This is a genomic window from Curtobacterium sp. MCLR17_055, from assembly GCF_003234305.1.
GTDB lineage: Bacteria > Actinomycetota > Actinomycetes > Actinomycetales > Microbacteriaceae > Curtobacterium > Curtobacterium flaccumfaciens.
In genome coordinates this window covers 51,408-71,833 of sequence record NZ_QKSX01000020.1, presented here as the reverse complement: position 1 = coordinate 71,833, position 20,426 = coordinate 51,408, and the positions used below count along the sequence as shown (strand labels likewise).

16 protein-coding genes are annotated in these 20,426 nt (G+C 70.5%); 2 read left to right on the top strand and 14 right to left on the bottom strand.

Annotation, left to right across the window (positions count from 1 at the left end):
- Window positions 1–441 precede the first annotated feature (441 nt).
- The 13 genes from DEJ09_RS15765 to otsA all read right to left on the bottom strand — a co-directional run bounded on the left by DEJ09_RS15765 (window position 442) and on the right by otsA (window position 15,100).
- Window positions 442–1,212, bottom strand: a complete 771-nt coding sequence (locus DEJ09_RS15765) for a fumarylacetoacetate hydrolase family protein (protein WP_027466538.1) — start codon at window positions 1,210–1,212, stop codon at window positions 442–444.
- A 30-nt stretch (window positions 1,213–1,242) separates the two neighbouring features.
- Window positions 1,243–2,352: a branched-chain amino acid aminotransferase gene (locus DEJ09_RS15760; protein ID WP_027466537.1), complete on the bottom strand. Its 1,110-nt coding sequence runs from the start codon at window positions 2,350–2,352 to the stop codon at window positions 1,243–1,245.
- 15 nt (window positions 2,353–2,367) lie between these two features.
- Complete coding sequence (locus DEJ09_RS15755) at window positions 2,368–3,441, bottom strand: 3-isopropylmalate dehydrogenase (protein ID WP_071405821.1); 1,074 nt, start codon at window positions 3,439–3,441, stop codon at window positions 2,368–2,370.
- Window positions 3,442–3,454: 13 nt separating this feature from the next.
- A complete protein-coding gene (gene serA, locus DEJ09_RS15750) occupies window positions 3,455–5,044 on the bottom strand; it encodes a phosphoglycerate dehydrogenase (protein ID WP_110865397.1) in 1,590 nt (529 codons plus the stop codon).
- A gap of 156 nt (window positions 5,045–5,200) precedes the next feature.
- The gene (locus DEJ09_RS15745) at window positions 5,201–5,539 is read right to left on the bottom strand and encodes a hypothetical protein (RefSeq protein ID WP_110865396.1); all 339 of its coding nucleotides are present in this window, start codon (window positions 5,537–5,539) and stop codon (window positions 5,201–5,203) included.
- Between the two features lie 41 nt (window positions 5,540–5,580).
- Window positions 5,581–6,045, bottom strand: coding sequence for a hypothetical protein (locus DEJ09_RS15740; RefSeq protein ID WP_111047588.1), 465 nt, complete (start codon window positions 6,043–6,045; stop codon window positions 5,581–5,583).
- A gap of 59 nt (window positions 6,046–6,104) precedes the next feature.
- Complete coding sequence (locus DEJ09_RS15735) at window positions 6,105–7,295, bottom strand: mannitol-1-phosphate 5-dehydrogenase (protein WP_071405813.1); 1,191 nt, start codon at window positions 7,293–7,295, stop codon at window positions 6,105–6,107.
- A 209-nt stretch (window positions 7,296–7,504) separates the two neighbouring features.
- Entirely contained in the window at window positions 7,505–8,530 is a 1,026-nt protein-coding gene (ilvC, locus tag DEJ09_RS15725; protein WP_027466530.1) for a ketol-acid reductoisomerase, read from the bottom strand.
- 71 nt (window positions 8,531–8,601) lie between these two features.
- The gene (ilvN, locus tag DEJ09_RS15720; protein ID WP_017888842.1) at window positions 8,602–9,102 is read right to left on the bottom strand and encodes an acetolactate synthase small subunit; all 501 of its coding nucleotides are present in this window, start codon (window positions 9,100–9,102) and stop codon (window positions 8,602–8,604) included.
- The gene (locus DEJ09_RS15715; protein WP_027466529.1) at window positions 9,099–10,922 is read right to left on the bottom strand and encodes an acetolactate synthase large subunit; all 1,824 of its coding nucleotides are present in this window, start codon (window positions 10,920–10,922) and stop codon (window positions 9,099–9,101) included. Before DEJ09_RS15715 ends, ilvN begins: the two co-directional genes overlap by 4 nt.
- A gap of 45 nt (window positions 10,923–10,967) precedes the next feature.
- Complete coding sequence (gene ilvD, locus DEJ09_RS15710) at window positions 10,968–12,662, bottom strand: dihydroxy-acid dehydratase (RefSeq protein WP_071405815.1); 1,695 nt, start codon at window positions 12,660–12,662, stop codon at window positions 10,968–10,970.
- A gap of 70 nt (window positions 12,663–12,732) precedes the next feature.
- The gene (otsB, locus tag DEJ09_RS15705) at window positions 12,733–13,515 is read right to left on the bottom strand and encodes a trehalose-phosphatase (RefSeq protein WP_111089176.1); all 783 of its coding nucleotides are present in this window, start codon (window positions 13,513–13,515) and stop codon (window positions 12,733–12,735) included.
- Window positions 13,508–15,100: an alpha,alpha-trehalose-phosphate synthase (UDP-forming) gene (gene otsA, locus DEJ09_RS15700; protein ID WP_071405817.1), complete on the bottom strand. Its 1,593-nt coding sequence runs from the start codon at window positions 15,098–15,100 to the stop codon at window positions 13,508–13,510. The genes otsB and otsA overlap by 8 nt, the downstream gene beginning before the upstream one ends.
- 258 nt (window positions 15,101–15,358) lie before the next feature.
- On the opposite strand from otsA, the gene DEJ09_RS15695 reads away from it, so the two are divergent.
- Together DEJ09_RS15695 and DEJ09_RS15690 are read left to right on the top strand one after the other, a co-directional pair.
- Complete coding sequence (locus tag DEJ09_RS15695; RefSeq protein WP_111089175.1) at window positions 15,359–18,175, top strand: hypothetical protein; 2,817 nt, start codon at window positions 15,359–15,361, stop codon at window positions 18,173–18,175.
- 82 nt (window positions 18,176–18,257) lie between these two features.
- The gene (locus DEJ09_RS15690; RefSeq protein WP_111089174.1) at window positions 18,258–19,229 is read left to right on the top strand and encodes a magnesium transporter CorA family protein; all 972 of its coding nucleotides are present in this window, start codon (window positions 18,258–18,260) and stop codon (window positions 19,227–19,229) included.
- A gap of 45 nt (window positions 19,230–19,274) precedes the next feature.
- Here DEJ09_RS15690 and DEJ09_RS15685 read toward each other — a convergent pair whose 3' ends face one another.
- Window positions 19,275–20,426 (bottom strand): SLC13 family permease, encoded by a 1,152-nt coding sequence (locus DEJ09_RS15685; protein ID WP_111089173.1) that lies wholly within the window; start codon window positions 20,424–20,426, stop codon window positions 19,275–19,277.

Sequence of the window (20,426 nt, the reverse complement as noted above, 5' to 3'; positions counted from 1 at the left end):
CAAAAGGAATTGCTTCATGACCCGGTCAGCAAGCCGACCAGGCACGAGGTCAATCAATAAATTGGCATTGACAATGTGCACGCTGTTGAGTTCTCAAGGACCAGACGCACTCCCCGCTCGACCCCGAAAGGTTCCGCCAGAGAGGCATTCGTCTTGTACAACATCCTGGGCGCACAACCAGAGGTCGTGTTTCCGAGGAGTTGGTTGCCTGAGCGGGACCCCGTCCGGACTGCATCTCCAGGTGTTCAACCCGGTGATCGTCTCGGCCGTTCCGTTCTCCGCCTCAGCGGCAACGAGTGATTACTTTACGCAGAGGTGAACGGCAGCGCCAAGCCGGGCCACATCCCGGGCGTGTCGCCCTCTGCGCCCATGCTGAGCACTCCCCCGGCAACGACGAACGGCCCGCTCCCCACCTGGGGGAACGGGCCGTTCGGAGCGCTGTCAGTGCCGCGCGATGACCGGGTTCTTGAGCGAACCGATGCCGGAGATGGTGACCTCGACGATCTCGCCGTCACGGATCTGCCCGACACCGGCCGGAGTCCCGGTCAGGATGACGTCACCGGGCAGGAGGGTCCAGATGGAGGACACGAACTCGACGAGCGACGGGATGTCGTGCACCATCTCGTTCGTCGAGGCCGCCTGCCGGAGGTCACCGTCGACGCGGGTCTCGATGCGGATGTCCGACGGGTCGATCTCGGTCTCGATCACGGGGCCGAGCGGGCAGAACGTGTCGAAGCCCTTCGCCCGGGTCCACTGACCGTCGCGCGCCTGCAGGTCGCGGGCGGTCACGTCGTTGGCGATCGTGTAACCGAGGATGACGCTCGCGAAGTCCTCACGCCGGACGTTCTTCGCGAGCGAGCCGATCACGATGGCGAGTTCGCCCTCGTGGTCGACGCGTCCGATGTCGGCGGGGAGGCGGATGGGCTCGTCAGGACCGATCACCGAGGTGTTCGGCTTGAGGAACACCACCGGGTCGTCGCCGGCACGCTCGTCCATCTCCGAGGCGTGCTCCGAGTAGTTGAGCCCGACGCCGATGACCTTCGACCGCGGGATGACGGGGGCGAGGAGCTTGGCGTCGGCGAGTGCCACGCGCTCCCCCGTGGTCTCGAACCCCTGGTACATCGGGTCTCCCGCGAGCACCACCAGAGCGCGCTCGTCGAGGATGCCGTACCGGGGGTCTTCACCCTTGCTGCTGAACCGTGCGATCTTCACCGTTCGACCCTACCCACGCCCGCCGGTCGATCAGGACGCGTCGGTCAGCTTGGTCATCCACCCGTGCGGGTCGGGACGACGGCCGTACTGGATGTCGGTGAGTTCATCGCGCAGGGACATCGTGAGTTCCCCGGCCCCCACGGTCGGCGAACCGATCGTGAAGCCGTCACCCCGGAGTTCGGCGATCGGGGTCACGACGGCGGCGGTCCCGCACGCGAACGCCTCGGTGATCGAGCCGTCGGCGACGCCGTCACGCCACTCGTCGAGGGTCACGCGGCGCTTCTCGACGGTCAGGCCGCGGTCCTCGGCCAACTGCAGGATCGAGTCACGCGTGATCCCCTCGAGGATGGAGTCGGAGTCGGGCGTGACGAGGGTGCCGTCGGACTTGACCAGGACGACGTTCATCCCGCCGAGCTCTTCGAGGTACTTGCCCTCCACCGAGTCGAGGAACATCACCTGCTGGCAGCCGTGCTCGTAGGCCTCTTGCTGGGGCAGCAGCGACGAGGCGTAGTTGCCGCCGGTCTTCGCCGCACCGGTCCCGCCCTTGCCAGCGCGCGCGTACTGCGTCGACAGCCAGATCGACACCGGCTTCGGGCCCGAGGTGAAGTACGCACCGGCGGGGCTCGCGATGCAGTGGTACGCGACGGCCTGTGCCGCGCGGACCCCGAGGAACGACTCCGTCGCGATCATGAACGGCCGCAGGTACAGGCTGGTCTCGGGCGCCGAGGGCACCCAGTCGACGTCGGTCTGCACGAGCTGCCGGATCGACTCGACGAACGCCTCGACCGGGAGCTCCGGGAGCGCCAGGCGTCGGGCGGACCGCTGGAAGCGTCGGGCATTGGCGTCCGGTCGGAACGACCACACCGAGCCGTCCGCGTGCCGGTAGGCCTTGAGCCCCTCGAAGATCTCCTGGGCGTAGTGCAGGACGCTCGCGCTCGGGTCGAGGGACAACGGCCCGTACGGGTGGATCGACGCACTGTGCCAGCCGTCGTCGAGCGTCCACTCGACCGTCGCCATGTGGTCGGTGAAGTGCTTGCCGAAGCCCGGGTCGGCGAGGATCTGCTCACGCTCGGCAGCCGCGCGGCGGTCGGCGGACGGGGTGCTGGCGAACTCGAGTCCGAAGGCGGTGTCGGTGCTCATGGGGAGGACTCCTTCTCAGGCGGTGGTGGTGCGTGCCGTGGCCGCGGCGGCGATCGCGTCGCCGATCTCGGCCGTGCGACGCGGCGTGGTGCCCCGGTCGGCGAGGTCGGACTCCACCGCAGCCGTCACCGCGGCCGCCAGGTCACCGCGACCGAGGTGGTCGAGCAGCAGGGCGACGGAACGGATCGCGGCGGTGGGGTCGGCCAGCTGCTGACCTGCGATGTCCGGCGCGGAACCGTGGACCGGCTCGAACATGCTGGGGAAGGTGCCGTCCGGGTTGATGTTGCCCGAGGCCGCCAGACCGATGCCGCCGCTGATCGCGCCGGCCAGGTCGGTGATGATGTCGCCGAACAGGTTGTCGGTGACGATGACGTCGAACCGTGCGGGGTCGCGGACCATGTGGATGGTGACCGCGTCCACATGCTGGTAGTCGACCGTGACGTCCGGGTACTCGGCGCCGACGGCCGCGACGGTGCGCTGCCAGAGGGCTCCGGCGTGCACCAGGACGTTGCTCTTGTGCACGAGGGTCAGGTGGCGACGCGGGCGTCGGTCGGCCAGCGCGAAGGCGTACCGCACGACCCGTTCGACACCGAAGGCGGTGTTCAACGAGACCTCGGTCGCGATCTCGTGCGGGGTACCGGTCCGGATGGCGCCGCCGTTGCCGACGTAGGGCCCCTCGGTGCCTTCGCGGACGACCACGAAGTCGACCTCGCCGGGGTCGGCGAGCGGCGTCGGGACGGCCGGGTGCACCGTCGTCGGCCGGAGGTTCACGTAGTGGTCGAACGCGAAGCGGAGCTTGAGGAGCAGCCCGCGCTCGATGATGCCGCCGGCGAGCCGCGGGTCACGCGGGTCACCGCCGACCGCTCCGAGCAGGATCGCGTCGTGCTGCGCGATCGCTGCCATGTCGTCGTCGGTCAGGATGTCGCCGGTCTCCAGGTACCGTGCGGCGCCGAGGGAGAACGGGGTCTCCTGCACCACGAGGTCGTCCGGCAGGACCGCGTGCAGGACCTTCAGGGCCTCGTCGACGACCTCGGGGCCGATGCCGTCACCACGGATGACCGCGAGTCGGATCGTCTGCGCGCTGCTCATGTCCGCCACTCCCCTAGAGCGTGATGTCGATCTCGCGGAGCGAGGACGCGTCGATCGCCGAGCGGACGTGCTCGAGGATCTCGGCCGGCACGGGCGAGTCGACCGTCAGGACGCTCAGTGCCTGGCCACCGGCGGCCTCGCGCGAGATCTGCATCGCGGCGATGTTGATGCCGGCCTGGCCGAACTCCTTGCCGTAGACCGCGACGATGCCCGGACGGTCGGTGTACTCCATGACGACGTGGTGCCGGTCGAGCGGCACCTCGACGTCGTGCCCGTTGATCTCGACGAGCTTCTCGACCTGCTTCGGGCCGGTGAGCGTGCCGGAGACGCTGATCGCCGGGCCATCGGACTGGGCACCGCGGATCGTCAGCACGTTGCGGTACTCGGGGCTGTCGGTCTCGGTGATGAGGCGGACGGTGACCCCGCGCTGCTCGGCGATGAGCGGGGCGTTGACGTAGGAGACCTGGTCGCTGACGACGTCGGTGAAGACGCCCTTGAGCGCCGCGAGCTTCAGCACGCTGACGTCGTACTCGGCGAGCTCGCCGTGCACCTCGACGTCGATGCTCGTGACCGGCGAGGTCGCGAGGGCGGTGAAGACCTGGCCGAGCTTCTCGACGAGCGGGATGCCGGGGCGCACGTACGGGTCGATGACACCGCCCGCGACGTTGACCGCGTCGGGCACGAGCTCGCCGCCGAGGGCGAGACGGACCGACTTGGCGACCGAGACGCCCGCTTTCTCCTGCGCTTCGTCGGTGGAGGCGCCGAGGTGCGGCGTCACGACGACGTTCGGGAGTGCCAGGAGCGGCGAGTCCTTCGGGGGCTCGGCGACGAAGACGTCGAGGCCGGCGCCGGCGATGGTGTTCGACGTGAGGGCCCGGTGCAGGGCGTCCTCGTCGATCAGGCCTCCGCGGGCCACGTTCACGACGAACGCGGTCGGCTTCATCAGGGCGAACTGGGCGTCCGAGATCATGCCGAGGGTCTCCGGCGTCCTCGGCATGTGGATCGTGGTGAAGTCCGCCCGACGCAGCAGGTCCTCGAGGGAGACGAGCTCGACCCCGAGCTGCTGCGCACGTGCGGTGGTGACGTACGGGTCGTACGCGATGACCGTCACGCCGAAGGCCTGCAGCCGCTGGGTGATGAGCGCGCCGATGCGGCCGAGGCCGATGATGCCGACGGTCTTCTCGTAGAGCTCGACACCGGTGTACGACGAGCGCTTCCACGCACCGGCGGCCAGCGAGGCGTGGGCGGCCGGGATGTGCCGTGCGAGCGACAGGATGTGCCCGACCGTGAGCTCCGCCGCCGAGATGATGTTCGAGGTCGGGGCGTTCACCACCATCACGCCGGCGGTCGTCGCGGCCTTGATGTCGACGTTGTCGAGGCCGACGCCGGCACGGGCGACGACCTTGAGGACCGGTGCCGCGGCGATCGCCTCGGCGTCGATCTTGGTGGCGGACCGCACGAGGACGGCGTGCGCGTCGGACAGCGCCGCCAGGAGCGCCGGACGGTCGGTGCCGTCCACGTTCCGGATCTCGAAGTCGGGCCCGAGGGCGTCGACCGTTGCGGGCGAGAGTTCTTCGGCGATCAGGACGACCGGCTTCGACACAGCAGCTGTTTCCTCACTCGAGACGGTTGGTATCCCACCATGCTATCGACGCGGGCCGGTGGTTACGACCGCGGGAGCGGTCCTGTGGAGAACCACACGACGGCAGGAGGGGCGGGGCGGGGCCGCACCGCGCCTCCTGGCCGTCGGCGGGTCGCGTCAGAAGTCCAGCAGCGTCGGGACGAACAGCTGGAGGTCGAGCCAGAGGGCGCCGGCGCCCGCGAAGGCGACCACGAACACCGCGATCGTGACGGGCAGGCTCGAACGCCGGGTGATGACGATCGCCGCGACGAACGCGACCGGCGCGATGAGGATGTCGAGCACGAGCCACAGCCACGGGGTGCTGGTCTGCAGCGAGTCGCCGCCCGAGGTCGTCTGGAGGAACGCGTTGAAGGCATCCACCCGCTGGTTGATCTGCGTCAGGTTGCCGACGGCCTGCACCGTCATGTACGCGAACAGCGCCGCGAACACGACCCAGACCACGATCTTCGCGACCACGGGGGCACTGTTCCGGCGGGTCGTCGCCGGCACTGCCCCGGTCACCCGAAGCTCCGCGTCAGGAGGAACGGCCAGGGGAAGAGCACGACGGCGCCGAGGAGCATCCAGAGCAGGCGGGTCCGGGTGCGGCTGCTGCGCGCTGCCCAGAGCACCACCGTGAACCAGAGTGCCGGCGCGAGGATCGCGAGGAAGCGGAGCACCTCGACGAAGAGCGTGAGGACCGTGTCGACGCCGGAGACGTACGCGGTCGACGCGGTGAGGAGCCAGGCCACCGTGTAGAGGAGGTAGAGGCCTCCGAAGACACCGAACCCGACGAGCGCGCCGGAGGTCTCGGGCGCCTCGGGGTCCCGCTCGCCGCGCTCGCGCACCGCCACCGGGTTGTGCGCCGCGTCGACGTGGGTGGCGTCGTCGGCGTCACCCCAGCTGAGGGCGGCGTCGTCGGTGTCGACGGCGTTCGGCACGTCCGGGTCGATCGACCCGTCTGGTGGGGATGCTGCCGTGGTCATGCCCCGATTCTACGAGGGACACGACACCGGGAGGACCAGCGACGGCCGGGAGGCCGAGGTCAGACGTCGGCCGGCTGCGTCGCGAGGACCTCGGCGACGACGTCGCGGACGGCCGGGAAGAGCGGGTGGCTCTCCATGAGGCCCGTGAGGATCTCGGTCAGCGCGTGCGCGGTCGCCCCGGAACGCAGGAGTGCGTGCAGCTCGATCGACTCCGGGTCGTTCTCGTCGTCGAACGCGAGCGCCACGCGGACGGCACCGAGCAGGTGCTCCACGGGCAGGCCGCGCTCGGCGAGCTGCGACGCCGGGCCGACGAAGCGTTCACGACGGCCGAGCTTGCGGAGCGGGTTGCGGCCGACGCGCGCGGTGGAGTCCGGCAGGTGCGGGTTCGCGATGCGGGAGAGGTTCGCGGCGACGTAGCGCGCGTGGTCCTCGGGGTCGAAGCCGTGCTTCGCGATCAGCAGCGCGGTGGTCTCGGCGAGCACCCCGTCGACCTCGGCGCGGACGGCGTCGTCCTCGAGTGCTTCGCGGATGAGCCGGATGCCCCGCACGTAGCCGTGGTAGGCGGCGGTGGCGTGCGCCGTGTTGACCGTGTAGAGCTTGCGCTCGACGAACGGCTGCAGGTCGTCGACCCAGGTGACGCCCTCGATCGTCGGCGGTTCGGCGTCGGAGCCCAGGAACGGGGTGCGCTCGATGACCCACTCGTAGAACGGTTCGAGCACGACGTCGAGGCCGCCGGACTGACCGAGCACCCCGGACTGGTCCGGGACGATGCGGTCGATCGCGCAGTTCGCGAAGACGGCGGCGATGTCGCGGTCTTCGAGGATCGGGGCACGGCGGATGCTGGCGTGCAGCGAGTCGGTCGCGTTGAACGCGTTCTCGCAGGCCACGATCGTGACGTCGCCGCGCTCGAGCGGGCGTGCCGCGAGGCCCTCGGCGATGAGCGGCGCGACGAGCGGGAGCGTGCGTGCGCCCACGGCGGTGGTCACGACGTCGGCCTCGGCGATGGCCTGCACCACACGCTCGCGGTCGGTCTTGCTGCTGAGCGCACGGAACCCGTAGACGAGGTGCTCGACCGGCATCTCGCCGACCTCGTGCACCACGAACCGGCCGGCTTCGTTCAGGGCCGAGACCACGCGTTCGTCGACGTCGACGAAGGTGAGCTCGTAGCCGCTCGCCACGAGGAACTGGCCCACGAACCCGCGCCCGATCTTGCCGGCGCCGATGTGGACCGCTCGCTTCGTCACCGCCATCGAACGATCATCCCATGCTGGTCGGGGCGGTCCTGACCGCGGGTGCGCAGCACGGCCGACGGGTGTCGGGAATCGACCGCGCGCACGGCGGAGGGACGCCGGTCCGCGGCGTCGGGGCTGGAGAAGAGCTGCTGCATAACGTTCGGGTCACATCGCGAGGCGGCGGTGCAGGTGCACCGCCGCCTCGACGTCGAGTGGTTCTCGGAAGACTACCGCGCGGCCGAGCCGTCCACGTAGTCGCCGTCGTTCTGCTTCCACGCGAAGAGCGCGCGGAGCTCACGGCCGGTGGCCTCGATCGGGTGGCCCTCGCCCTTGGCACGGAGCGCCTTGAACTCCGGTGCGCCGGCGTCCTGGTCCTCGATGAAGCGCTTCGCGAAGGCACCGTTCTGGATGTCCGCGAGCACCGCCTTCATGTTCTCCTTGACGTCCGGCGAGATCACGCGCGGGCCGGAGACGTAGTCACCGAACTCAGCGGTGTCGGAGATCGACCAGCGCTGCTTGGTGAGGCCGCCCTCCCAGATGAGGTCGACGATGAGCTTGAGCTCGTGCAGGACCTCGAAGTAGGCGATCTGCGGCTGGTAGCCCGCCTCGACCAGGGTCTCGAAGCCGTACTGGATGAGCTGCGAGGTGCCACCGCAGAGGACGGCCTGCTCGCCGAACAGGTCGGTCTCGGTCTCCTCGGTGAAGGTCGTCTTGATGCCGCCGGAGCGGAGGCCACCGATCGCCTTGGAGTACGACCACGCGAGGTCCCAGGCGGAACCGGACGCGTCGACCTCGACGGCGACGATCACGGGGACGCCACGGCCGGCTTCGTACTCGCGACGGACGGTGTGGCCCGGGCCCTTCGGCGCGACGAGCGACACGTCGACGCCCTCGGGCGCCTCGATGTAGCCGAAGCGGATGTTGAAGCCGTGGCCGAAGACGAGCGTCGCGCCCGGCTTGAGGTTCGGGCGGATGTCCTCGGCGTAGACGATGCGCTGGACCTGGTCCGGCGCGAGGATGACGACGACGTCGGCCCAGGCGGTGGCGTCGCCCGGGGTGTGGACCTCGAAGCCCGCCTCTTCGGCCTTCTGCCGGCTCTTCGAGCCCTCCTGCAGGCCGATCTTCACCTCGACACCCGAGTCACGGAGGTTGAGGGCGTGGGCGTGGCCCTGCGAGCCGTAGCCGATTACGGCGACCTTCTTGCCCTGGATGAGCGTCAGGTCGGCGTCGGCGTCGTACACGATGTCAGTCACGAGGGTGTGTCTCCTTGGTTCTGTGGTCGGTGCCGGGCACCATCGGCGCCCGGGAAGGGTGTGACGGGCGCTCAGCGCACCCGGTCGGTGATGCTCTTCGGTCCGCGGCCCATGCCGAGGAGGCCCGCACGGGCGAGCTCCTTGACGCCGTAGGGCTCGAGCACGCGGAGGATCGCCTGGATCTTGCCGGGGTCGCCGGTCACCTCGACGATCAGGGAGTCGGTCGCCACGTCGACGACCTGGGCACGGAACAGGTTCACTGCTTCGAGCACCGCCGAGCGCGTCTGGTTGTCGACGCGCACCTTCACGAGCATGTGCTCGCGCTGGACCGACTGCGAGAAGTCCAGTTCGACGATCTTGATGACGTTCACCAGCTTGTTGAGCTGCTTCGTCACCTGTTCCAGCGGGAGGTCCTCGACGTCGACGACGACCGTGATCCGGCTGAGGCCGTCCACCTCGGTGTTGCCGACGGCGAGCGACTCGATGTTGAACCCGCGCCGGGCGAAGAGTCCGGCGACACGGGTCAGCAGACCGGGCTTGTCCTCCACGAGGAGGGAGAGGACGTGGCTCATGCGGTTTCTCCCGTCATGTCGGCGTCCTCGTCGTCCCAGGTGGGCGCGAGTGCCTGGGCGTACTCGATGGACGAGTTGCTGACGCCCTGCGGGACCATCGGCCAGACCATCGAGTCACGGCTCACGACGAAGTCGATCACCACCGGGCGGTCGTTGGTCGCGAGGGCGAGCTCGATCGCGGCGTCGACCTCGTCGGCCTTCTCGACCCGGATGCCGAGGGCACCGTAGGCGTCGGCCAGCTTCACGAAGTCCGGCACACGGCGCGAGGCGTGCCCCGTCTCGAGGTCGGTGAAGGAGTGCCGGCCGTCGTAGAACAGCGTCTGCCACTGCCGGACCATGCCGAGCGACGAGTTGTTGATGATCGCGACCTTGATCGGGATGTCGTTGATGACGCAGGTCGCGAGTTCCTGGTTCGTCATCTGGAAGCAGCCGTCGCCGTCGATCGCCCAGACCACACGGTCCGGCTGGGCGACCTTCGCACCCATCGCCGCGGGGACGGAGTAGCCCATCGTTCCGGCGCCACCGGAGTTGAGCCAGGCGTTGGGCCGCTCGTACTTGATGAACTGCGCGGACCACATCTGGTGCTGCCCGACACCGGAGGCGTAGACGGCCTCGGGACCGGAGAGCTCACCGATGCGCTTGATGATGCCCTGCGGCGCGAGGAGCCCGTCGGTCGGCTCGGCGTACCCGAGCGGGAAGTCGGTCTTGAGCTGGTGGAGCTTCGCCCACCACTCGTCGGTCGACGCGCGGTCCTCGACGGCGATGCCGCCCCAGGCGTCGAGCAGGTCGACCAGGACCTCGCGGGCGTCACCGACGATCGGGACGTCGGCGAAGCGGATCTTCGAGATCTCGGCCGGGTCGATGTCGACGTGCACGACCTTGGCGTCCGGCGCGAACTCGTCGGCCTTGCCGGTCACGCGGTCGTCGAAGCGGGCACCGAGGGCGACGATGAGGTCGCTGTCCTGCAGGCCGAGCACCGCGGGCACCGTGCCGTGCATGCCGGGCATGCCGAGGTGCTGCGGGTGCGAGTCCGGGAACGCGCCGCGCGCCATCAGGGTCGTGACGACCGGCGCACCGGTCGCCTCGGCGAAGCGGAGGAGCTCGGCGGTCGCGCGGGAGCGGATGACCCCGCCGCCGACGTAGAGCACCGGGCGCTTCGACTCGGACAGCAGCTGCGCGGCCGCGGTGATCTGCTTGCCGTGCGCCTTGGTCACCGGGCGGTAACCGGGCAGGTCGATCTTGGGCGGCCACACGTAGGGCGCCGACTTCTGCTGGGCGTCCTTCGTGATGTCGACCAGCACGGGGCCGGGCCGACCGGTCGTCGCGATGAGGTGCGCCGCAGCGAGGGTCGCCGGCACGTCGGCCGGGTCGGTGACCAGGAACGAGTGCTTCGTGATGGGCATCGTGATGCCGACGATGTCGGCTTCCTGGAACGCGTCGGTGCCCATCAGCGTCGAGAACACCTGGCCGGTGATCGCGATGAACGGCACCGAGTCCATGTAGGCGTCGGCGATGGCCGTGACGAGGTTCGTCGCGCCGGGGCCGGACGTCGCGATGGCGACGCCGACCTTGCCGGACGACGAGGCGTAGCCCTCGGCGGCGTGGCCGGCGCCCTGCTCGTGACGGACGAGGATGTGGCGGATCGTGGTCGACGCCATCAGCTCGTCGTAGAACGGGATGATCGCGCCGCCGGGCAGGCCGAAGACGTCGGTGATCCCGAGGTGCTCGAGCGTCCGGAGGACGGCTCCCGAGCCGGTGAGGATCTCCGGCGACCGGCGTGCACCGGCGGCCGCGGACAACGGAGTTGCTTCCGTGGGCATGAGTGGTCCTTGCCTGAGTGGTGGCGGTGGTGCGGGTGTCGGACGCTAGCCCGTGACCGCGCCCTGGGCGGCGGACTTCACGAGCTTGGCGTACTTCGCGAGGACTCCGCGGGTGTAGCGCGGGGGCAGCGGGGCCCAGCCGTCACGGCGGGCCTCCAGCTCGGCCGGGTCGACCAGTAGGTCGAGCGAGCGAGCCGCGATGTCGACACGGATGCGGTCGCCATCACGAACGAAAGCGACTGGACCTGCGTCCACTGCTTCCGGTGCGATGTGGCCGATGCACAGGCCGGTTGTGCCGCCTGAGAATCGACCGTCGGTCAAGAGTAGTACATCCTTGCCGAGGCCCGCGCCCTTGATGGCCGCGGTGATGGCGAGCATCTCGCGCATGCCCGGGCCGCCCTTGGGGCCCTCGTAGCGGATGACGACGACGTCGCCCTTCTCGATCTTGCCCTCGGTCAGGGCGTCCATCGCCGCGCGTTCGCGGTCGAACACGCGGGCGGGTCCCTCGAAGACGGAGGCGTCGAAGCCCGCGGTCTTCACCACGGCGCCCTCGGGGGCGAAGGAGCCCTGCAGGACGGTCAGGCCACCGGTCTCGTGGATCGGGTTGTCGAGCGTGCGGAAGACCTCGCCGTCGAGTGCCGGCGGGTCGATCTCGGCCAGGTTCTCGGCGACGGTCTTGCCGGTCACGGTCATGCAGTCGCCGTGCAGCAGGCCCGCGTCGAGCAGCGCCTTCATGATCACGGGGATGCCGCCGTTGCGGTCGACGTCGACCATGACGTACTTGCCGAAGGGCTTCATGTCGGCCAGGTGCGGGACCTTGGAACCGATGCGGTTGAAGTCGTCCAGCGACAGCTCGACCTCGGCCTCGTAGGCGATCGCGAGCAGGTGCAGGATGACGTTCGTCGACCCGCCGAGGGCCATCGCGACGGCGATCGCGTTCTCGAAGGCTTCCTTCGTGAGGATCTGGCGGGCGGTGATGCCGTGCTCGAGCATGTTCACCACGGCCTCGCCGGAGCGGTGCGCGTAGTAGTCGCGGCGACGGTCGGCGCTCGGCGGAGCGGCGGAGCCCGGCAGCGACATGCCGAGCGCCTCGGCCACACTCGCCATCGTGTTCGCCGTGTACATGCCACCGCAGGCGCCCTCGCCCGGGACGATGGCGCACTCGATCTTCTTGAGCTCTTCCTCGCTCATGGTGCCGGCCTTGCAGGCACCGACGCCCTCGAAGGAGTCGATGATGGTGACTTCCTTCATCGTGCCGTCGGCCTGCTTCACGTAGCCCGGCATGACCGAACCCGCGTACAGGAACACGCTCGCCAGGTCGAGTCGCGCGGCGGCCATCAGCATGCCGGGGAGCGACTTGTCGCAGCCGGCGAGCAGGACGGTGCCGTCGAGGCGCTCCGCGTTGACGACGGTCTCGACGCTGTCCGCGATGACCTCACGCGAGACGAGGGAGAAGTGCATGCCCTCGTGGCCCATCGAGATGCCGTCCGAGACGGAGATGGTGCCGAACTGCAGCGGGTAGCCGCCACCGGAGTGCACGCCCTCCTTCGCACCCTGCGCGAGACGGTCGAGCGACAGGTTGCACGGCGTGATCTCGTTCCACGAGGACGCGATGCCGATCTGCGGCTTGCTCCAGTCCTCGTCTCCCATACCGACGGCCCGCAGCATGCCACGCGAGGTGGTTGCTTCGATCCCGTCGGTGACGACCCGGCTGCGCGGCTTGACGTCGATATCAGGCATGGGATGAGTCTAGGACGCTTTGGGATACCAGCCGTGCACCCCCGTGCATTCTCATGCTCGGGGGCCACGATCAGCGGGTGGCGCGGAGCCTCGCCAGCTGCTTCAGGACCCCGGTCAGGGCCGCCGGGTCGGCGATGCGGTAGCCGGCCTGGGTCTCCCCCGGCCCGACCTTCACCCCGACGTCGCCGTCACCGAGCACGCGGAAGGCGTCCTCGTCGGTGACGTCGTCGCCGGCGAAGAACACCGCGTCGGCACCGTGCAGCTCGCGGAGCCGGGCGATCGCGTCGCCCTTCGTGACGTGTCGCACCGCGAACTCGACGATGTCCTTGCCACCGCGCTCGAGCACCTCGGGGTCGGCCTCGTGCGCCGCGCGGCTCGCCGCCGCGTTCGCCTCGGCCGCGACCTCGGCGGAGACACGGCGTGTGTGCACCCCGTGCCCGGCGGGCTTGTGCTCGATGACGACGCCCGGGAACCGTTCGCCGACCTCGTCGAGCGCCGCACCGATCCGTGCCACACGCTCCACCTCGTCGTCACTGAGCGCGGCCTCGTCGTGGCCGTCCACGCGCCACTCGACGCCGTGCGAACCGACGAGCGCCATGTCCTCCGGCGCGTGGGTCACCGCGGCCAGGCTGCCGAGGGGACGCCCCGACACGAGCACCACCTCGGTGTCCTTCGCACGGTGCAGGGTCAGGACCGCGGCCCACGACCCGGGCAGCGCCCCGACCTGCGAGGGGTCGTCGGCGAAGGGGGCCAGCGTGCCGTCGAAGTCGAGGGCGACGATCAGTCGCGGCGCAGCCGCGAGCGTCTCGAGGGCCGCGTCGACGGCGGACTGGTCGGTGGTGGTCTCAGTCATCACGTGCCTCCCGGGTGTCCTCGGCAGCCCTGGCGGACTGGGCGTCCTGGTCGAAGATCGACATGTTGTCGGTCTGCGCCTCACGGTGCTGTTCGCGCGGGTCGGCGGCGGACGGGTCGATCTGGGCGTTCCGCGGCGCGTGCCGGTCGAGCGCCTCGAGGAACGAGCGCGACCAGCGCGCCACGTCGTTGTCGCGGACGCGCTTGCGGAGCGCGCGCATGCGCGTCGACCGCTCGCGACGCGGCATCTGGATGGCGCGCTCGATCGAGTCCTTGAGCGCACCGATGTCGTGCGGGTTGACGATCACGGCCTGCTTGAGCTCGTCGGCGGCGCCGGCGAACTCGGACAGGATGAGCACCCCGTCGTTGTCGAAACGGGCGGCGACGTACTCCTTCGCGACGAGGTTCATGCCGTCGCGCAGTGCGGTGACGAGCATGATGTCGGCGGCCAGGTAGAGCGCCACCATCTCCTCGCGCGGGTAGCCGTGGTGCAGGTACGAGATCGGCTGGTGGCCGATGACGCCGAGGTCGCCGTTGATGCGGCCGACGCTCAGCTCGATCTCGTCGCGGAGCGCCGCGTACGAGTCGACACGCTCGCGGCTCGGGCTCGCGACCTGGATCAGGGTTGCGTCCTCGACCGCGATGCGGCCGTCCTCCACCAGCTCGCCGAAGGCCTTGATGCGGTGGCGGATGCCCTTGGTGTAGTCGAGCCGGTCGACGCCGAGCAGCACCGTCTTCGGGTTGCCGAGGCTCTCGCGGATCTCGCGCGCACGCTCCTGCACCTCGGGCTTGCGGGCGATCGCCTCGAAGCTCTCGGCGTCGATCGAGATCGGGAAGTGCCTGGCCTCGACGTGGCGGACCGTGATGCCCTTGCGGCTGCGCGGGGCTGCCGGGTCGTCCACCGGGACGTCGATCGTGGTGCCCTTGGTCGTGTAGCCCTTGATGTGGCGGACCGCTCGGAGGAAGTCGCTGGCGTCGTCGTGGCGCTGGAAGCCGATGACGTCGGCGCCGAGCAGCCCGTCGAGGATCTGCGCACGCCACGGCAGCTGCGCGTAGATGCCGACCGGCGGGAACGGGATGTGGTTGAAGAAGCCGATCGTCAGGTCGGGGCGCTTGGCGCGGAGCAGGGCCGGCACGAGCTGCAGCTGGTAGTCCTGCACCCAGACGATGCCGTCCTGCTCGACGATCTCGGCGATCTGCGCGGCGAAGCGCTCGTTCACGCGCTTGTACGCGTTCCACCAGTCGCGGTGGTAGCTCGGGTGCTCGATGACGTCGTGGTACAGCGGCCAGAGCGTGTCGTTGCTGAAGCCCTCGTAGTACTCCTCGACGTCGTCGTCGGAGAGCGGGACGGGGACGATGTGGATGCCCTCGTTGTCGAACGGTGCGACCTCGACCTCGGCCTGCCCCACCCAGCCGACCCAGGCTCCGTCGTTCGCGCGCATCACGGGTTCGAGGGCGGTCACGAGGCCGCCCGGCGAGTGCCGCCAGCCCTCGTTGCCGTCCTGGTCGACGACGCGGTCCACCGGGAGTCGGTTGGAGGCGACGACGAACGAGTAGCGGGTCTGTTCGGTGCGGTCTGCAGGCATGGGGTGGTGTGATCTCCGTTCCGCCCGGCCGGGGCCGGGTGCGTCGGGTGCGTCGGTGCGTCGGTGCGTCGGGTGCGACGGCCGGCGTGGTGCGCCGGGTGGTCCGGCGTGCTGCGCCGGGTGCGCTGCCGAAGTTACCAGCGTGGGGACAGCGTATTCACGGCGGATCGGCGGTTCCGCTACGCTGCAGGCACGTGTCGGGGGGACACGGGTGCTGGAGTGCGGCGCCGGCCTCCCGGTCGGAGAGGACCCCCAGCCGTGAGCGAGAACCCGCCCAACCAGCCCGTCCCGCCGTCGCAGCCCGGTCCGGGCCAGCCCGGTACCGGCCAGCCCGGATCGGGCCAGCCCGCTTCCGGCCAGCCCGCCTGGAACGGCCAGCCCGCTTCCGGCCAGCCTGCCTGGAACGGCCAGCCCGCCTGGCAGCAGCAGCCTGGAGGCCCGCAGCAGTGGTCGGGTCAGCCCGCCCCCGCCGCGCAGCCGTCCGATGCGTTCGGTCGCTTCCTGCGGTCCGTGTCCGGTCGCGACTGGCTGGCGGCCGTGCTCGCCGCCGTCGGCGGCTGGGTCGCGGCGTACGTCGTCGCCGGGCTCTCGCTGCTCATCACCGTCGGACTGCTCGCGTCGGGCGGCAGCGGGTCGGCCGCTCCGTCCACCGGGTCCGGCACCGACCTCGGCGCGGGCTCGGCCCCCGACGTGGAGTCCCTGCTGTCCGGCGTGAGCGTCCTGCTCGGCGCGCCGGCGCAGCTCGTGGCCCTCGCCGACCTCGGCCGACTGCACCTGTCCGGGTCGATCGGGTTCCTCGGTTCCGGCTCGGGCTCGCTCGCCGTGGTGCCCGCGCTGGTGCTCGCCGCGCAGGTCGTCCTGGCCGTCGTGCTCACCCGCCGGATCCGCACGCGTGGCCTCGGCCGCACGCAGGTGCTCGTCACCGCGGTGGTCTCCGGCCTCGTCACCACCGTGCTCACGAACGTCGCCGCCGGCCTCTTCGCGATCCGGTTCCCGTCGGTGTCCGGCGCGGTCATCGAGCCGGTGCACGCCGTCGGCGCCGGCAGCATCATCGGTGCGTTCGTCATCGGCGCCCTGGCGGCACTCCTCGCCCGGCCCTCCGTCCTCGCCGGGCGCAACGTCTTCACCGCCCGCCTGCTCGGCACGCTCCGGGTCGCCGCGTCGCAGCTCACGGTCCTCGTCGTGCTGGTCGCCCTCGTCGTCATCGTCGTCGCCCTGATCGCCCAGCCGTCCTACGGCTCCGCGTTGCCGCTCCTGCTCGGCAACGTCGCGATCGGGCTGACCGCGCTCGGGTTCTTCGGTGGTGTGGGGACGTCCGGCTTCGGGTCCGCCAGCGACACCGCCTCGGTGTTCGGCGGAGCCGGTGGCTGGACCTGGCTCGTCGTGCTGTTCGTCGTCGTCACCTCGGTCGCGGCCGGGCTCGCCCTCGCCGTCCGCCGCAACGACCGGATCCGCACCACGCTCGACTGGGTCGTCACGCCGCTGGTGTGGTTCGCACTCGGTCTGCTCTGCTTCGTCCTCGGCACCGGCGTCGTCTCGTACCAGGTGAGCAGCACGAGCTCCGTGGACGGCTCGGGGTCGATCGGCATCGCGCCGTGGACGCCGATCGTCTTCGCCCTGTGGGGCGGCGCGATCGAGGTCGTCGCCCGGTACCTCGCCCCGGTGCTCCTGCCCCGCCTCGGCGGAGCCGTGGTGCTCCGGACGTCCCGCCTGGTCGGAGCGGACCCCCGCCCCGTCGTGCCGCCGGCGTTCCCGGCCGGGCCCGCTGCCGGTCAGGGTGCTCCCGTCGCCGGTCAGGGCGCTCCCGTCGCGCCCACCGCGACGGTCGACCCGGCCGCGCCCGGTGCGCCCGGCGCTCCCGTTGCGCCCGGCGCGCCTGTCGCCGCGGACGCGCCGGCTGCCGCCGCGTGGAACACTCCCCCGGCCGCTGACCAGCACGTGCCGTACCCGTCGGCCGCGCCTGCCCAGGAGCCCGCGTACGGCGTGCAGTCGATCTCCGGCACGCAGCCGGCTGCCGGGTCGCAGCCGCCCTACGGCACGCTGCCCCCGTACGGCGCACAACCGGCCGACGGGTCGCAGCCGTTCATCGGCGGTGGTGCCCCCGCTCCGGCACCGATGTCCCCGCGGGCAAAGAAGATCCTGGTCCGTTCGCTCATCGCCGGTGGCGCCGTGATCGTCGTCGTCATCGCCGGTGCGGTCACGACGAGCGTCCTCCGCGCCAACGTCTGGGGTCCGGCACCGACCGTGAAGTCCTACGTGCAGGCCATCGCCAGCGGTGACGCCGACACCGCCGCCGACCTGAGCGAGATCCCCGACGACGCGGCGATGCTCGACTCGAAGGTGCTCGGGAGCGCGAAGGACCGCCCGTCGGACATCCGCGTCGGCCGGGTCGCCCGGACCGGTGACACCGCCATCGCCACCCTGAGCTACACCCAGGACGGCAAGAACCGCTCCGGCCAGGTGTCGCTGCGGCGCACGGGCACCTCGTTCCTGGTGAAGGACGAGTGGCGTGTCACGCAGCCGCTGGCGCAGCAGGTCACCCTGACGGCCTCGGACGTCCTCGAGGGCGCTCCGGTGACCGTCGGCGGCAAGGAGATCGGGGAGATCAGCGACGGCAAGTTCACGTCCCTCGCCTACCCCGGCACCTACCAGGTCTCGGTCGGCGGGACGAAGTACTTCACCGGCGGCACCGAGCAGGTCGCCGTGGGCGCGGTCACGTCGGGCTACGTCGACTTCGCGCCGAAGGCGACCAAGGCACTCGAACAGGACGCCGAGCAGTACGTGACCGACCTCATCGACGACTGCGCCGAGAAGACCGAGCTCCGGGCCCTGAGCGGCTGCCCCTGGTACGGGCCCTACGACGCCGACGGCGGCGTGCAGTACGACGTCACGTCGATGCCCGAGCTGGAGGTCGAGGCGTCCCGCGCCGGCACCGTGATGGTGACGAGCACGAAGGACGGGAGCGTCTCGTACGGCTACACCTCGTACCTGGGCGACAAGGAGCGCGGCGAGGACTCGTTCAGCGTGAACCAGTACCTGAAGGTGCAGGACGGCAAGCTCGTCTCCGCCTACTGAGCAGGAGCCGACCGAGCGGCTCCGCAGCACCACGACGGCCGACCCGGATCTCCGGGTCGGCCGTCTCAGTAGGCTGACGAGCATGGTCAGGACACGGGCGTGGTGCAAGGGCGACACGGTCGAACGGGACTTCCCCGTCGACCGGATCTCCGACCTCGTCGCCGATCCGGACACCTTCGTCTGGATCGACTACACCGACCCGACGTCGGCCGACCTCGAGCAGATCGAGGAGGAGCTCGGCATCCACGCACTCGCGGTCGAGGACGCCGTCGAGCACGGACAGCGGCCGAAGCTCGACCGGTACCGGGACAGCCTGTTCCTGGTCGTCTACGACGTGGGCGGCACGGACGACGAGGGTGACCTGATCACGCACGAGGTCAAGGCCTTCGTCACCGAACGGGCGCTCGTCACCATCCACGGGTCCGACGTCGACACCACCCCGATGGAACACCGGCTCACGGCGAACTCCGACATCGCCGAACACGGCGTGCCCTGGCTCGTCTGGGCGCTGCTCGACGCGGTCGTCGACCGTGCCACCGACACCGTCGAGGACCTCGAGCGGCAGATCGATGCGCTCGAGGACGACCTGTTCGAGCCGGGCGACCCCCGCGAGCAACAGATCCAGCGGCGGTCGTTCCGGCTCCGCAAGACCCTCGGGGTGCTCCGGCGGCTGGTCGTCCCGACGCGGGACAGCGTCGCCTCGTTGCTGCACGGTGACGCGGAGACGATCTCGAACGGCATCCGGCCGTACTTCCGCGACGTCGAGGACCACCTGGTCTCGATCGCCGACTCCGTCGAACAACTCCGTGACGCCGTGTCGAGCGTGCTCGACACGACCCTGAACCTGGCGTCGAACCGGCAGAACACCGTCATGAAGAAGGTCACGAGCTGGGCGGCGATCATCGCGATCCCGACCGGTGTCACGAGCTTCTTCGGGCAGAACGTGAAGTTCCCGGGCGAGGGCGCCTGGAGTGGTCTCTGGGCCTCGCTCGCGATCATCACCGCGTCGTCGCTCGTGCTCTACCGCGTCTTCAAGACCCGCGACTGGCTCTGACCGCGCACGGCACCGGCACCGCCTCGGCACCGGGCTCCGCCGACGTCAGAGCGCGAGCGCCAGGACCCCGGCGACGACGGTGAGCGGCGCGACGACGCACCCGAGCGCCATGTACCGGCCCCAGGACAGGTGCACGCCCTCGGCCGACAGCCGTGCGTGCCACAGCAGCGTCGCGAGCGAGGCCCACGGCGTGATGAGGCAGCCGGCGTTGACGCCGATGAGCAGCGCCGCGTACCGGACGGCCTCGTGCCCGGCGGCCGGTTCGAGCACCAGGTACGCCGGCAGGTTGTCGATGCCGTTCGCGGCGACCGCGCCCGCACCGCCGAGCAGCAGCAGCGGGCCGGTCCCGGTGCCGCCCTGCAGCGCGTGCACGATCGGGTCGGTGATGCCCGTCGTGTGCAGCGCCTCGACCACCACGAACAGCCCGGCGGCGAACAGCAGGGTCGACCACGGCACGCGGGACACCCGGAGTTCGGACGGTGACCGGAACGCCGCGACCACGACGAGCACCACGGCGGCCAGGACCGCGGCGATCCACACGGTCACCCCGGCCGTCAGGGCGACGACGAGCGCGACGAGCACCGCGGAGGCCGCCCAGAAGAACACCGGGTCCTTCGGCGTGCGGACGGACACCGGCGAGTAGCGGCCGAACAGCTTGCCGCGGAACACCACGAGCAGGACGACGCACGGCACGACCACCCCGGCGACCGCGGGCCAGGCCATCAGCCCGGCGAACGGCAGCGGGCCGCCGAGCCCCATCCGGTCGACGGCGAGCAGGTTCGTCAGGTTCGACACCGGCAGCAGCATCGAGGCCGTGTTCGCGAGCCAGACCGTGGTCAGGGCGAACGGCATCGGGGGCAGTCCCACACGCCGTGCGAGCGAGATCACGATGGGGGTGAGGAGCACCGCGGTGGTGTCGATCGACAGGAAGACGGTGCAGAGCACGGCGAGCACGACGACCGCACCCCAGAGCCCGATGGTGCGTCCGCCACCGACCCGGGCGGCGACGTCGGCGAGGCGGTCGAACACTCCGGCGTCCGCGGCCAGCTCGGCGACGATGGTCAGTCCGAGCACGAACCCGAGGACCGGCAGGACCCGGTCGGCGAGGACGGCGAGGTCGTCGAGGGGCAGCAGCCCGAACACGACGCAGACCGCGCCGACCACGAGCAGGGCCGCTCCGATGACCGCTTGACGCAC

Excerpts from the sequence above, each read along its gene's own strand:
- DEJ09_RS15760 (WP_027466537.1), bottom strand. The coding sequence starts at position 2,352 with ATGAGCACCGACACCGCCTTCGGACTCGAGTTCGCCAGCACCCCGTCC.
- DEJ09_RS15755 (WP_071405821.1), bottom strand. The coding sequence starts at position 3,441 with ATGAGCAGCGCGCAGACGATCCGACTCGCGGTCATCCGTGGTGACGGC.
- DEJ09_RS15740 (WP_111047588.1), bottom strand. The coding sequence starts at position 6,045 with ATGACCACGGCAGCATCCCCACCAGACGGGTCGATCGACCCGGACGTG.
- DEJ09_RS15735 (WP_071405813.1), bottom strand. The coding sequence starts at position 7,295 with ATGGCGGTGACGAAGCGAGCGGTCCACATCGGCGCCGGCAAGATCGGG.
- ilvN (WP_017888842.1), bottom strand. The coding sequence starts at position 9,102 with ATGAGCCACGTCCTCTCCCTCCTCGTGGAGGACAAGCCCGGTCTGCTG.
- DEJ09_RS15715 (WP_027466529.1), bottom strand. The coding sequence starts at position 10,922 with ATGCCCACGGAAGCAACTCCGTTGTCCGCGGCCGCCGGTGCACGCCGG.
- ilvD (WP_071405815.1), bottom strand. The coding sequence starts at position 12,662 with ATGCCTGATATCGACGTCAAGCCGCGCAGCCGGGTCGTCACCGACGGG.
- otsB (WP_111089176.1), bottom strand. The coding sequence starts at position 13,515 with ATGACTGAGACCACCACCGACCAGTCCGCCGTCGACGCGGCCCTCGAG.
- otsA (WP_071405817.1), bottom strand. The coding sequence starts at position 15,100 with ATGCCTGCAGACCGCACCGAACAGACCCGCTACTCGTTCGTCGTCGCC.
- DEJ09_RS15690 (WP_111089174.1), top strand. The coding sequence starts at position 18,258 with ATGGTCAGGACACGGGCGTGGTGCAAGGGCGACACGGTCGAACGGGAC.